The sequence below is a fragment of the Pseudomonas sp. JAI111 genome, assembly GCF_024809425.1.
In the GTDB taxonomy this organism is placed as follows: Bacteria; Pseudomonadota; Gammaproteobacteria; order Pseudomonadales; family Pseudomonadaceae; genus Aquipseudomonas.
This window is the reverse complement of sequence record NZ_JANUCB010000003.1, coordinates 107444-121377: the sequence shown is the minus strand read 5'-3', so window position 1 is coordinate 121377 and position 13934 is coordinate 107444. Positions and strand designations below refer to the sequence as shown.

At 60.2% G+C, this 13934-nt stretch carries 13 protein-coding genes; 2 read left to right on the top strand and 11 right to left on the bottom strand.

Features of this window, described 5'->3' with window-relative positions:
• Positions 1-18 precede the first annotated feature (18 nt).
• A complete protein-coding gene (locus HNR03_RS11470) occupies positions 19-612 on the bottom strand; it encodes a fasciclin domain-containing protein (protein ID WP_222588751.1) in 594 nt (197 codons plus the stop codon).
• Positions 613-829: 217 nt separating this feature from the next.
• Here HNR03_RS11470 and HNR03_RS11465 point away from each other — a divergent pair, with 217 nt between their 5' ends.
• Entirely contained in the window at positions 830-1384 is a 555-nt protein-coding gene (locus tag HNR03_RS11465) for a DUF2780 domain-containing protein (RefSeq protein ID WP_259153620.1), read from the top strand.
• A 1-nt stretch (position 1385) separates the two neighbouring features.
• On the opposite strand, the gene HNR03_RS11460 is transcribed toward HNR03_RS11465, so the two are convergent.
• Positions 1386-2273: an acyltransferase gene (locus HNR03_RS11460; RefSeq protein ID WP_222588749.1), complete on the bottom strand. Its 888-nt coding sequence runs from the start codon at positions 2271-2273 to the stop codon at positions 1386-1388.
• Between the two features lie 191 nt (positions 2274-2464).
• Here HNR03_RS11460 and HNR03_RS11455 point away from each other — a divergent pair, with 191 nt between their 5' ends.
• Complete coding sequence (locus HNR03_RS11455) at positions 2465-2971, top strand: ATP-dependent zinc protease (protein ID WP_259153619.1); 507 nt, start codon at positions 2465-2467, stop codon at positions 2969-2971.
• Positions 2972-2992: 21 nt separating this feature from the next.
• Here HNR03_RS11455 and HNR03_RS11450 read toward each other — a convergent pair whose 3' ends face one another.
• The 9 genes from HNR03_RS11450 to HNR03_RS11410 all read right to left on the bottom strand — a co-directional run bounded on the left by HNR03_RS11450 (position 2993) and on the right by HNR03_RS11410 (position 13783).
• Positions 2993-3622, bottom strand: coding sequence for a glutathione S-transferase (locus tag HNR03_RS11450; protein WP_259153617.1), 630 nt, complete (start codon positions 3620-3622; stop codon positions 2993-2995).
• Positions 3623-3806: 184 nt separating this feature from the next.
• On the bottom strand, positions 3807-5102 hold the full coding sequence (locus HNR03_RS11445; RefSeq protein WP_222588746.1) for an MFS transporter: 1296 nt from the start codon (positions 5100-5102) through the stop codon (positions 3807-3809).
• A 276-nt stretch (positions 5103-5378) separates the two neighbouring features.
• A complete protein-coding gene (locus HNR03_RS11440) occupies positions 5379-5558 on the bottom strand; it encodes a hypothetical protein (RefSeq protein WP_259153616.1) in 180 nt (59 codons plus the stop codon).
• Positions 5555-6685 (bottom strand): PepSY domain-containing protein, encoded by a 1131-nt coding sequence (locus HNR03_RS11435; RefSeq protein WP_259153613.1) that lies wholly within the window; start codon positions 6683-6685, stop codon positions 5555-5557. The genes HNR03_RS11440 and HNR03_RS11435 overlap by 4 nt, the downstream gene beginning before the upstream one ends.
• Positions 6686-6756: 71 nt before the next feature.
• On the bottom strand, positions 6757-9183 hold the full coding sequence (locus tag HNR03_RS11430) for a TonB-dependent siderophore receptor (protein WP_259153612.1): 2427 nt from the start codon (positions 9181-9183) through the stop codon (positions 6757-6759).
• A gap of 230 nt (positions 9184-9413) precedes the next feature.
• On the bottom strand, positions 9414-10385 hold the full coding sequence (locus HNR03_RS11425; protein WP_259153610.1) for a FecR domain-containing protein: 972 nt from the start codon (positions 10383-10385) through the stop codon (positions 9414-9416).
• Positions 10382-10900, bottom strand: coding sequence for an RNA polymerase sigma factor (locus HNR03_RS11420; RefSeq protein WP_259153607.1), 519 nt, complete (start codon positions 10898-10900; stop codon positions 10382-10384). The genes HNR03_RS11425 and HNR03_RS11420 overlap by 4 nt, the downstream gene beginning before the upstream one ends.
• A 244-nt stretch (positions 10901-11144) precedes the next feature.
• On the bottom strand, positions 11145-11852 hold the full coding sequence (locus HNR03_RS11415; RefSeq protein ID WP_259153606.1) for a PolC-type DNA polymerase III: 708 nt from the start codon (positions 11850-11852) through the stop codon (positions 11145-11147).
• Positions 11849-13783 carry a putative nucleotidyltransferase substrate binding domain-containing protein gene (locus tag HNR03_RS11410; RefSeq protein ID WP_259153605.1) on the bottom strand — a complete coding sequence of 645 codons (1935 nt, stop codon included), beginning with the start codon at positions 13781-13783 and terminating at the stop codon, positions 11849-11851. Before HNR03_RS11410 ends, HNR03_RS11415 begins: the two co-directional genes overlap by 4 nt.
• Positions 13784-13934 lie beyond the last annotated feature (151 nt).

The window sequence follows — 13934 nt, the reverse complement described above, 5'->3', positions numbered from 1 at the left end:
CAAGGTCGGCGGTTGGGCTCAGCTTTTTGGCATCAGCACTTTGTCGATGACCTGAATCACGCCGTTGGATTGATACACGTCATAGGTGGTGATGTCGGCGACGTCACCTTTTTCATCCTTGATGGTGATGTTGTGCGGGCCGTTCATCATCGCCCACAGTTTGCCGCCGGCGACGGTGGTCAGCTCGGCTTTGCCGCCACCGGCCTTGATCTTCTCGGCGAGGGTCATCATGTCGAGTTTTCCGGCGACGACGTGATAGGTGAGAACGTGAGTCAGGGTTGCCTTGTTGGCGGGCTTGAGCAGAGTATCGACGGTGCCGGCAGGCAGCGCTGCGAACGCCGAGTTGACCGGCGCGAATACGGTGAACGGGCCTTTGCCCTTGAGGGTATCGACCAGGCCTGCGGCTTTGACGGCGGCCACCAGCGTGGTGTGGTCGGCGGAGTTGACGGCATTATCGATGATGTCCTTGCCCGGCATCATGCTCTGGCCACCGACGATGACTGAATCGTGGCTCATGTCTGCGGCTTGCACGGTGTTCAGTGCGAGTGCCCCGCCAAGGGCGAAGGTCAGCAGGCTGGCAATCAGGGGTGTTTTGATCGAAGTGCGTTTCATGGTGATGATCCTTTGTGGGGAGAATCGGCCAGGAGTGTCTGTCCGTGCTTGATATACGTGGGCAGGGTCATACTGGATGCAGCGACGAAACATTCTTTTTTAACGGTTCGTCAGACGCTCGCCAGGACTGGGAACAATCCCCCGGGATGCCAGTCAAACAGGCAGTTTTTCGCCGCCCGCTTGCCGGGCGGTTTTCTTGGCACAAGAGGATGTCTGGATGAAGATTTCACGCGGTTTTGCATTGGTTTCGCTGATGACTCTGGCCGCCAGCCCGGTCTTTGCTCAGTTCAACCTCAGTGATGCGGCCAGTGCCATTTCCGGTATGAAGGGTGATAACACCGCAGCCTCAGCCGCGCAGACTCCACAAACGGCTGACCTGCTGAGTGCTCTCAGCGAATTGAATGTCACGCCAGAACAAGCCATTGGGGGCGCCGGGGCGATGCTGGGGCTGGCAAAAAATCAACTGAGCTCCACCGATTACTCGGAACTTGCCAAAAGCGTTCCGGGGATCGACATATTGTCCGGCGGCGGTGAGCTGGGTGCGCTGGCAGGTTTGCTCGGGTCTTCCGGCAACGCGGCCGGTCTGGGCAACGCCTTGGGCTCCGTGAAGAACACCACGGATTTGAGTAGCGCGTTCAGCGCATTGGGGATGGACGCCGGCATGATCGGCCAGTTTGCCCCGGTGCTGTTGCAATACTTCGGTCAGCAGGGCGTAGGCGGTTCGCTGCTGAACAGTCTGGGCGGGATCTGGGGCGCCGGCTCCGGCATCTGATCTAACGGTTCTCGGCGCGCAAAGCGTCGATGCGCCGATCCTTTTCGATCCAGAGGTGGTTGACCCAATTCTGGATCGTCTGGCGAAACACCGGGTCGTTCTCGTAATCGCCCTGCCACAGTGCCGGGTCGAGTTCGCGGGTCTTGATGTCGATGATGACCCGCGGCACGTTGCCACTGATCAAGTCCCAGAAACCCGGAATCTTTTGCTGCGGATACACCACCGTCACATCAAGAATGGCGTCCAGCTGTTCGCCCATCGCTGCCAGCACAAACGCCACGCCGCCCGCCTTGGGCTTGAGCAAATGGGTGAACGGTGATTGCTGCTGGGTGCTTTTCGCTGCGGTGTAGCGGGTGCCTTCCAGATAATTGACCACCGTCACTGGCTGGCGCTTGTACAGCTCGCAGGCTTGTTTGGTGATCTCCAGGTCCTTGCCGGCCAGCTCCGGGTTTTTCGCCAGAAACGCCTTGCTGTAGCGCTTCATGAACGGATAATCCAGCGCCCACCACGCCAGCCCCAGGAACGGTACCCAGATCAGCTCTTTCTTGAGGAAGAACTTGAAGAACGGCGTACGCCGGTTGAGGGTCTGGATCAGCGCCGGGATATCGACCCAGGATTGATGGTTACTGATCACCAGATATGACGTATCGCGGCGCAGCTCATCGCCACCCCTGATGTCCCATTGGGTGGGGATGCACAGGCGGAAGATCAGCTTGTCGATTTCGGCCCAGGTCTCGGCGATCCACATCACTGCCCATGAGGCATAGTCGCGAAAGCGCCCGGGCAGGACCAGTTTGAGCAGTGCGAACACCATCAGCGGTCCGAACAGGACCAGGGTGTTGAGCAACAGCAGCAAGGTAACGAAACAGCCGGTGAGCAGGCGGCGCATAAGAGACTCTTGTAAGCATTTGGGCGCGCCATGATATGCAGCTTCGGGCGTCAGGCCAAATCGGCGGTGACGAATGTTTCACCTTTGAACCTTTAGTCTGGCTACACAAATCATTCCCCGCAGCGCGTGGGAACGATCTATCCAATCAAGGTCTAAAATCCCGCTGCCCACTCCTTATGGATGCCCAATACGTGAAATCCCTCCTAGCACTGCTTTCCCTCGTGGCCCTGCCAGTCCTGGCCGCTGAGCCGACCCTGTACGGGCGCTACGAATACATTGCGCTGCCGGAAATCGGTGGCCAGGTCTTAAAGGCCAAGATGGACACCGGCGCCCTGACCGCCTCGCTGTCGGCCAAGGACATCGAAACCTTCACTCGCGACGGCGAAGAGTGGGTGCGTTTTCGCCTCGCCACCAAAGACGCGAGCAACAAGGTCTACGAACACAAAGTCGCGCGGATCAGCAAGATCAAGACCCGCTCCGAAGAAGAAGACGATGACGCGAACGTGAGCGCACCGACCAAGCGTCCAGTGGTCGATCTCGAACTTTGCCTGGGCAACGTCAAGCGCACCGTCGAGGTCAACCTCACCGACCGCAGCAGCTTCAATTATCCACTGTTGATCGGCGCCAAGGCCTTGCGTGAATTCGGCGCAGCGGTCAATCCGGCACGACGTTTCACAGCCGACAAACCCGACTGCTGAGGCAGGACAGCCAGTGAAGCTCTAAACCTTCGGCATCGTCGCCAACATCGAAGGCCGCTGACTCACCTCAAAATACCAGGCCGCCAACTGCGGATTCGTCTCGCGCCACGCCAGGTCCGGGTGGCGCAAGTCGAGGTAACCCAACGCACACGCCACGCTGATTGCCGCCACATCGAAATGGCTGGTCAGTTCGGCAATCGCCTCTTTCTCCAGCAATGCCAAGGCACGCCTGATCTTGTCGCGCTGGCCATCGAGCCACGCATCCCAGTGTTTCTCCGGCGGGCGCAGGGCGACTTCGTAACGAACCATCACCGAAGCGTCCATGATCCCGTCGGCCATGGAGGCCAGGGTCAGGCGCCGCCAGCGGGCCGATCCGTCGCGAGGAATCAGCGGATTGCCGACGTGTTGGTGATCGAGGTAATCGAGGATGACCCGGCTGTCATGGATGACGTTGCCGTCGGCCAGACGCAGGGCCGGAATCTTGCCCAGCGGGTTGTCTTCATTGAGGGCCGGATCCGGGCTCACCGGTGTCAGCACGCAGTCTTGCAACGCCACGCGGTCGGTCTGACCGGTTTCGTGCAGCAGCACCATGACTTTGCGAACGAAGGGCGATAAGGAATTGTGGAACAGGGTCATGCTGGGGGCGGACATGGCAGCATCTCGGTGTGGGGCAGTGCCGGGCAGCATAGCGCGTTAAAGCGATAGCTCAAGATGAGCAGCGAACACAAAATCCCTGTGGGAGTGAGCCTGCTCGCGATGGCGGTATGACAGGCAACAGAAATGTCGACTGATACACCGCTATCGCGAGCAGGCTTGCTCCCACACAGGGTTATGTTCAGGTTGCCGGTTGCAAGGTGGCTTGTGGACCCGAAGCAGTCTGCTGTGGCTTCAGTTCGCGGGCGACGGTCCAGACGATGAACGCGGCCACGATGTCGAAAATCGCCAGCACCACGAAGAGTGGGCTGTAACCGATCTTGGTCACCATGACGCCGAACACCATGGTGAAGGCCGCAGCGCCCAGGTAGCCGAACATCCCGCCCATGCCGGTGGCGGTGGCCACTTCATTCTTGCCGAACGAGTCGGAGGTGATCGCATACAGCGCGCCGGACAATGTCTGGTGAGCGAAGCCGCCGACGCACAGCAGCGCGATCGCGGTGTAGGGGCTGGCCACCAGGCCGATGCAGGCCGGGCCGATCATGCACGAGGCACCGAACAGCAGGACCATTTTGCGCGAGGTGAACAACGATACTTTGCAGTGCTTGTGGAACAACGGGCTCAGGTAACCGCCAAGGACGCAGCCAAGGTCGGCGGCCAGAAACGGCAGCCAGGCGAACATCGCGATCTCTTTGATGTTCATGTGCCGTTCGGTCATCAGGTACAGCGGGATCCAGGCGTTGAACGTCTGCCAGGCGGGCTCTGAGAGCATCCGCGCACTGGCGATGGCGTAGAAGTTGCGGCTGCCGATGATCTTCTTCCAGCTGCCCTTTTTCGTGGTGGGGTCTTTGAAGTGATCTTCCTGGCCGCTGAGGATGTAATCGCGTTCTTCATCGCTCAGGCGTTTTTGATCGCGTGGATGTTTGTAGAGGATCAGCCAGAGGAAGCTCCAGACAATGCCCAGCCCCCCGACGATCAGGAATGCCAGTTCCCAGCCACTGTGCAGAATCGCCCAAACCACCAGCGGCGGCGCCAGCAGTGCGCCGATCGAGGAGCCGATGTTGAACCAGCCAATCGCGACCGAACGCTCCTTGGCCGGAAACCATTCGGTCGAGGCTTTGACCGCTGCCGGCAAACCGGCCGCTTCCGTCAGGCCCAACAGGCCCCGAACGAATGCCAGCCCTTGCCAGCCTGACGCCATTGCCGCTGCCGCACAGGCAATCGACCAGGCGAAGGCGAAGATCGCAAAGCCCATTTTGGTGCCGATGGCATCGATGATGTAGCCCGCCACCGGTTGCATCAGCGCATAGCAAACTTGCCATGCAACCACGATGTGCGAGTACTGCTCGGTGGAGATGTTCATTTCGCTCATCAGGGTCGGAGCGGCCACTGAGAGGGTATTGCGAGCCAGGTAGTTGACCATCAGGCCGGCTGTCACCAGGCCGACCATCCACCAGCGGATGCCTTTGACTTTCATTGCTTCACCATGATTATTTTTGGATTTTGGTGTTAAACAAGGTTTGTTGTAGGTTGTCGTACAACATGCGCCTTTATAGAAGTGCAAGGGCGAAACTGTCAATAAATATGTCAAAGAATTTGCGGGTTCAGGCGACGGGCGGGGGAATGATGTCGTCGTATGACCGAAGGGTTTATACCGACTGTGGGAGCGAGCTTGCTCGCGATGGCGGAATTCCATTCAACATCGATGCTGAATGTGAAGGCCTCATCGCGAGCAAGCTCGCTCCCACAAGGATCAGCGGCGTTGCAGCAGGCCGCGCAGGGCGAGGACAGCGGGGATGCCCAGGCCAAGCCAGCTCAAGGCGTCCCACACGCCATCCCCCAGCAGCGCGGCGAATAACCCCGCGGCGCTGAGCAGGGCGATGACGGTGGGTGTGGCAAACACCTTCCAGAAGTTCGACTGCCTTGGCCTCATGATTGAGCCTGCGCGTATTTCACCACCGGTTTCGCCGTCTTGCGCCGCACCACCCACAGATAAACCCCGCTGCCCAGGACAATAATTGTCAGCACATCCAGGGTCGCCCAGAGGATTTTCATCGGCATGCCGCCGTAATCACCGAAATGCAGCGGTTGCGACATGCCCATGGCGTCCATGTACCACGGTCGTTCGGCCACTGCCGTGACTTGCAGGGTGCTGGCGTCGATCAGCACCGGGGTCAGCAGGTGCGATGTCAGCTGGGTGCTGCCTTTCATGAACACCGCGTAATGGTGCTCGCTGGAAAATCGGGTGCCGGGGAAGGCGATGAAATCAGGCGTCATGCCCGGTGCGACTTCCTTGGCGATGTCGAGCAAACGGGTCGCGGGGGCCAATTGCGTCAGCGGCGGCGCGTCCCGATACGGCGCGACCATCGCACTCAGGCTGTCGTTGCGCCAGGCGGCGATCAGCAGGTCGGCGCAGGCACTGATCACCCCGGTCACACCCACGACCAACGCCCACGTCAGGGTGACCACGCCGATCAGGTTGTGCAGGTCGAGCCAGCGCAGGCGAGTCGACTTGTCCTGGCGCACGGTGGCGAATTTCAAGCGGCGCATGAACGGCAGGTACAGCACCGTTCCGGAAACAATGGCCGCGACAAACATCAATCCCATGAACGCCAGCAGTAACTTGCCCGGCAGCCCGGCAAACATGTCCACGTGCAGGCGCAACATCACCATCATGAAACCGCCATTGGCCGACGGCATCTCCAGCGCTTCACCGGTACGGGCGTCGAGCATGAAGGTGTGCGACGAGTTCGGCTCGGTGCCGGCAGTGGCTGCCATGATGGTGATTGCAGCGTTGGGCTCGTCTTCGTCAAAGCCGAAATATTGCAGGACGTCGCCAGGGCGATGTTTTTCAGCCGCCAGCACCAACTGCTGCAAATTCAGCTGCGGCGTGTCTGCCGGCATCTGCTTCAACTGCGCAGCATCGCCCAGCAGGTGGTCGATCTCATGGTGAAAGATCAACGGCAGGCCGGTCAGCGCCAGCATCAGCAGAAATACCGTGCAGATCAGGCTGGTCCAGGTGTGGACGCAGGACCAGCGTCGAATCGTTTTGCTTTTCATCTCATAGCCTTCAGAAATACCAAAGCCGTCCTTGTTGGACGGCTCGGTCTTGGGCGTGACAAATCAGGCCATTACCACTTGTAAGTCGCACTGGCGACGACACTGCGCTGGTCGCCGTAGTAGCAGTAGAAACTGTCGCAGGTGGAGATGTAGTCCTTGTCCAACAGGTTGGTCGCGTTGAGAGCCAGCGATGCGCCTTTCAGGCTGTTGTCCAGACGACCGAGGTCGTAATGCACCGCCGCGTCGAACACGGTGTAGGCGTCGGCCTTGCCCAGAAAGGTGTTGGCCTGGTCGCCATACGTGTTGCCGGTATAGCGGGCGCCGGCGCCGAGGCCGAAGCCGTCGAGCACGCCGTTGTGCCAGGTGTAATCGGCCCACAGCGACGCTTGCTGGTTAGGTATCAGTTGCAGGCGATTGCCTTTGAAATCGCCTTTTTGTACTTCGGACTTGGCCAGGGTGTAGGCGGCGATGATTTTCAGGTTGTCGGTCACGTCGGACACCGCTTCCAGTTCCAGGCCCTTGACCTTCACTTCGCCGGTCTGGCTGGTGATCGGCGTGGAGCCGACGGTGGTGGTGACGGAAACGTTTTTCTGGGTCAGGTCATACACCGCCGCGCTGAGCAGGGTTTTACTGCCCGGCGGCTGGTATTTCACGCCCAGCTCCCACTGCTTGCCTTCGGTTGGCTTGAACGATTCGGTGGCCGAGGCCAGGGCGCCGGTGGTTGGCTGGAAGGATTCGGCATAGGACAGGTACGGCACAAACCCCGAATCAAACACATAGCTGAGCGCCGCGTTGCCGCTGAACGCCTTGTCGCGCTCGGTGTTGGTGGCATCGCCCTTGTTGAAGAATGTTGTGCCGGTGTGCACCCAGTCTTCACGGCCGCCGAGGGTCAGGCGCCATTGATCGAGGGCCATCTGGTCCTGCACGTACACGCCGGTCTGGTGGGTTTTTTGGTCGTAGTCGTAGAACGCGGAGGAGCGCGGCGGACGAACGATGGGCTGGCCATAGATCGGGTTGTTGACGTTGGTGGTCAGCCCGTCACCGAAAATCGAGGTGTAGTTGGTGTTGCTGCGCTGGTGGTCGAGACCGAGCAGCAGGGTGTGGCGCACATCGCCGGTGGCGAAGTCAGCCTGGAAGTTGTTATCCACGGCGAACTGGCTGATGTCTTCGTCGACGGTGGTGCTGGTGCGCCCGACGTTTCCTTGGTTATCCACCTGCGTAAACGGGTAAGAGCCGACCGTGAGAGCCTGGAACGACAGGTCCGATTTGGTGTAACGCAGGTTCTGCCTGAATTGCCAGACATCGTTCAGGCGATGCTCAAACGCATAACCCAGCGCGTAATAGGTGCGGTCGTAGAATTCCCAATCCGGATCGCCCAGGTTCTTGTGATGGGACACCTTGCCAAACGGCATGTCGATCTTGGTGCCCTGCACCGGCAGGAACTGGCTGGTGATACCGGTATCGTCGCGGGTGAATTGCGTGAGCAGGGTGAACGAGGTGTCGTCGTCGATGTTCCAGGTCAGGCTTGGCGCAATGTTGTAGCGCTTGTTGTCGACGTGGTCGATCTGTGTGCCGCTGTCGCGCACCACACCGCTCAGGCTGTAGAGAAACTGGCCTGCGTCGTCGATCTTGCCGGTGCTGGCGAAGTTGATCTGGCGCTGGTTGTCGCTGCCGTATTGCAGCTCGATCTCATGGCTGTCTTGCGCAGTGGGACGACGACTGATCATGTCCAGCAGGCCGCCCGGCGGGGTCTGGCCGTACACCGATGAAGCCGGGCCACGCAGCAGGGCGAGGCGCTCGAGGTTCCAGGTTTCCTGTTTCGGGTTGGCATACACGCCTTTGGGCAGCGGCAAGCCGTCCAGGAACTGGGTCGGTTCGAAACCGCGCACGCGCAACCAGTCGGCGCGGGTGTCACTGCCGTAGCTGCTGGCGACGATGCCGGGCATGTAGCGCACGGCATCATCGAGGTTCTGCACGTTGCGATCGTCCATCTGCTGGCGGGTGGCAATCGAAATCGAGCGCGGCGCTTCGACCAGCGCGGTGTCGGTCTTGGTGCCAGCGGCGGTGCGGGTCGCCAGGTAGCCGTCGACCGGCCCCCAGGCACTTTCGGTATTTTCGACGCCGATGACGGCGGTTTCCGGCAGGGCCAGCACGCCCTCGGGAATGGCGACCAGACTGTAGGTGCCAGCGCTGCTTTGTTCCAGTTGCAGACCGCTGCCACGCAAGGCTTCACGCAGCGCGCCGGCAGCGTCGAACTGACCCTTCACCGGTGCCGAGGTCTTGCCCGCCGCCAACGACGGATTCAACGACAGCGCCAGGCCGGCCTGGCTGGCGATCTGATTCAGGGTGCTGGCCAATGGCGCGGCCGGCAGGTCGTAGGCGCGAACGCTGGACGCCTGTTCAGCGGCGATCAGCGGGCTGCTGGCCAGAGGGGCACAAAAGGCAATGGCGACTGCCAGCAAGCTGGGACGCAACAGGGTGTCGAGCGAACGGGACATACAGCGGCTCCTGAATGGAAATATTTCTCAATTGCCTAGGTGCCGCACGAGATTCCAAAAGTGATAGGGCTGGATGAAAATAATTTGTATTTAGATAGCGAGCCGTTACACATAACATGATCGTTCCCACGCTCTGCGTGGGAATGCATCCATGGACGCTCTGCGTCCGCTTCGGCATGTGACGCGGAGCGTCACGGGCTGCATTCCCACGCAGAGCGTGGGAACGATCCTCAGGGGTTGGTTTGAACCTTCGCCACCGTCACCCACCACGGCGTGTGCTGTTCGATCTGCACCGGCAAGGTCGGCAGCAGCGCGTTGAGGGCCTTGTCGGTGTCGTGCAGCGGGAAGCTGCCGGTGATTCGCAGGTCGGCGATCTCGGGCGCAATCCCCAGGTGCCCGCGACGGTAGCGGGCGAGTTCATGCACCAGATCTTCCAGTCGCGCGTTGTCCACCACCAGCATGCCGCGGGTCCAGGCATCGGCGCCGAGGTTGAGCGTGGTGATCGGTCCCAGGCCATTGCCGCGCATCAGCACTTGCTGGCCTTCATGCAGAATCTGTTCTTCAGGACTTGATTGCGGATGCGCGGCCACCGCTGACTGCAACACGCTCAGGCGCGTGCCGTCGTCTTCGCGCCGGACGAGGAAGCGGGTGCCGAGTGCGCGCAGGCTGCCTTCGCGGGTCTCGACGATAAATGGCCGGGCATCACCATGACCGGTCTCGACGAGAATTTCCCCTTCCTGAAGGACGATCAGCCGCTCCTTTTCATCGAAGCGCACGTCGATGGCGCTGTGGGTGTTGAGGTTGATCAGCGTGCCGTCAGTCAGTCGCAGGGTGCGTTGCTCGCCGGTGGCGGTGCGTTGGTCGGCCAGCCAATAGTCGATGGGCAGAAAACGATCACCGGCGAATAGCGCCAATCCGATCACTGCAACAAGGCTGGCCACGCCGCTGCCCAGTTTGCGCACCCGGCGGCGAATGCTTTCGCGCGACTGCAACAGTGCCGTGCGGGCCGGGCCGCTGGCGACGCTGAAACGCTGGTCGAGCATGCCCAGTTGGTGCCAGGCACGAGCATGTTCTTCGTGGGCAGCGTGCCATTTGGCGAATTCTTCGCGCTCCACCGGGTTGCCGGAATCGAGGGACAATTGCCAGGCAATCGCCGCGTCCAGCACATGGGCGGACACCGGTTTGGAACTGACCGGATTCATACCGGTTCACCGTACAACGCGATGTAGCACTGACGAATGCCTTGGGCCAGGTACTGGCGAACCCGAGGCACCGACACGCCCAGGCGTTCGGCGATGTCGGCATGGCCAAGGCCGTCGAGACGGTTAAACAGAAACGCTGCCCGCGCCTTGCTCGACAGTTTGCCGAGCAGGCGGTCGATGTTTTTCAGGTCTTCGAGAATCAACAGCTGTTCTTCCACTGACGGTTGTTCGCCTTCGGGGATCAGCATCAATTCGGTGAGGTAGGCCTGTTCCAGCGCTGCGCGGCGGAAATAGTCGAACAGCAAGCCTTTGGCGATCGCCACCAGAAACGCCCGTGGTTCGCGAGGTTCCTTCAGCTCGTCGCGGCCCAGCAACCGCACGAAGGTGTCCTGACTCAGGTCTTCGGCCCGTTGCGGACAGGCCACGTTGCGTCGTAGCCAGGCCAAGAGCCAACCGCGATGGTCGCGATATAACGCACCAACGAGCTCACTCTGAGGGCTTTGGACTGACGACACGCGGCATCACCGATTGGGAAGTATTAACTAACGAGAATTATTCGCGATTGTGGCAGAGGCGAGGAAGGTAAGCAATTGGCCACTGGTCAGGTCAGGTGGGAGAAGCCCGTAGGATTTGTGCAGGAGCTGTGTAGGAGCTGTCGAGTGAAACGAGGCTGCGATCTTTTGATCTTGTTTTTAAAAAATAAAAGTCAAAAGATCGCAGCCTCGTTTCACTCGACAGCTCCTACCGGGGGACGGGATATCAGAACGACGGTGCGCGCTGCCGGCGTTTCCACTGATTCACCCGCTGCTGCAAATTCAGCGGGCTGTGAATCTGCTGCTGCCGTGCGCGGCTGAACAGAATCAACGCCAACTCGGCAGTGGCCAGCGCATCGGCACTGGCGTTGTGGCGTTCGAAGACTTCAAGCTTGAACCAGTCGATCCAGTTATCCAGCCCGGCGTCGCGAATGTGCGCCTGAGGACACAGCAGCGGTGCGATGTCCGCCACATCCAGAAACGGATGTTGCAACTTGTAGCCCAGGTGGTCTTTGAGCGCGCGCCCGAGCATGTGTTGATCGAAGGGTGCATGAAATGCCAGCACCGGACTGTCACCGACAAACTCCATGAAATCGAGCAGCGCCTGCGCCGGATCGCTGCCAGCGGCAATCGCGCTGGGCCCCAGGCCATGAATCAACACGCTGGGGGCCAGTTTCAGGTCGGCGCATTGCAGCGTGCGTTCGAACTGCTGGCTGAAATCAATCGCCCCGTCCTCAATCACCACTGCACCGATGGACAGCACTCGATCCCTGTTCAGGTTCAGCCCGGTGGTTTCCAGATCCAGCACTACCCAGCGTTGCTCGCGCAGGCTGCATTCACTCAGCTCCGGGGCCGAAGGCAACCGTTGCAGACGTTGCTGGAGTTCTCCGGGAAGGCTTGGACCCGCCGGACGCAGCCATGAAAACAGGCTCATAGCTGATACCGCAGGGCCAGGCTGCTTTGCAGGCGTTGAGCCTGACGCAGGGATTCACGCAGGATCCGCCGATCCAGATGATTGAGGCTGTCCGGATCGACCCGGTTGGAGTAGGGCAAGTTCTCCCGGGTTTGCAGCTGATGCTGTTGCATACGGGTTTGCTGGATGAAGTGGTAGGCCTCTTCATAGGCCGCGCCGTCCAGTCGTTCGATCACTTCCTTGGCGACCAATTGACGAAAACGCTCCAGGGTATTGTTCGCTTCGATTCCGTGGGCCAATGCCAGCAGTCGGGCGGCATCAACGAAGGGCGTCAGCCCCTGGACTTTCAAATCCAGCGTGGCTTTTTCGCCATTCTTGCGCGCCAGCACAAACTCGCGGAAACGTCCTACCGGCGGCCGGTTGCGCAACGCATTCTCGGCCATCATTCGCTGGAACAATCGATTGTCGCCGACCTGATCGAGAATCCCTTTGCGCAACTGCTCGCAACCTTGCTCATCGCCCCAGACCACGCGCAGGTCGAAATAAATGCTCGATCCCAGCAGGTTCTCCGGTGTCGCCTCGCGGATAAAGGCTGCAAAACGCCGCGCCCATTCAGCACGCGACAAACACAACTCGGGGTTGCCGGCCATGATGTTGCCTTTGCACAGCGTGAAGCCACACAGCGCCAGGCTTTGGTTGATCTGCTGGGCGATGGGCAGCAACTTGCCACGAATCTCCGCCGCATGAGCCGCGTCCCGGGCTTCGAACAGGATGCCGTTGTCCTGATCGGTGTGTAGCGTCTGTTCGCGGCGGCCTTCACTGCCGAAGCACAGCCAACTGAACGGCACGCCAGGGTCGCCTTTTTCGGCGAGGGTCAGTTCGATCACCCGGCACACGGTATGGTCGTTGAGCAGGGTGATGATGTGAGTGATCTGGGTCGACGACGCGCCGTGCGCCAGCATGCGTTCGACCAGTTGGCCGATCTCGCCGCGCAGCGCCACCAGGTTTTCCACTTTCTGCGCACTGCGAATGGTCCGTGCCAAGTGCACGAGGTCCACCCGTTGCAGGGAAAACAGATCCCGCTCGGACACCACGCCGCACAGACGATGGTCCTTCACCAGGCAGACGTGGGCGATGTGCCGTTCGGTCATGGCGATCGCCGCATCGAAGGCGCTGTGGTCCGGCGTCAGGAAAAACGGCGCGCGGGTCATGTGGTGCTCGATGGCCTCGTTGAAATCATTGATGCCGTCGGCCACCACATGACGCAGGTCGCGCAAGGTGAAAATCCCCAGCGGCGCTTTATGCTCGTCGACGATCACGATGCTGCCGACCTGTTGCTCATGCATCAGGCTCACGGCTTCACGCAACGGGGTGGCGCAGCTGCAGGTTACCGGGTGACGCATGGCCAGTTCGCCCAGGCGTGTGTTCAGCGAGTATTGAGTGCCGAGGGTTTCCACGGCCTTTTGCTGGACTTGCTGGTTGACCTGATCGAGCAGGCTGCTGACGCCGCGCAGGGCAAAGTCGCGGAAGGCGTTGGACAGCGCGAACAGTTTGATGAACGCCAGCTTGTTCAGCTGCAGGCAAAAGGTGTCTTCGGCGGCCAGGTGTTCGGTGCGGGTCGCACGCTCACCCAGCAGCGCCGCGAGGGGGAAGCACTCGCCGGTGGTGATTTCAAACGTAGTCTCGGTCCCACCCTTGGCCGTGTGCGGGCGCTCACCCACGACCCGGCCTTGCTTGACGATGTAGAAATGCTCGACCGGCCCGTCGGCGGGTTTGATGATGCTTTCGCCCGGGGCATAAAAACGTAGCTGACATTGTTCAACCAGGTACGCCAGGTGAGCGTGTTCCATTTGATTGAAGGGCGGGAAGCGCTGGAGAAATTGCAAGGTGCCCTGGATGTTCTGCAACACCGCGGTTTTCCCTGCCTGGGTGAAGGCGTCCGCTTTACTCATAACCTATTACCGCAGTCTTTTTTTTGAATTGTTGTGGTCGGGTGACTCCGTCATGGTCGGCCCCTGCGCGTAGGGTGCCCATTGGACGTAAGTCTAGGTAGGGCGTGCGAGTGTCGGAAGTTAGGAAATGTCTGACGCAAATACGGGAAAA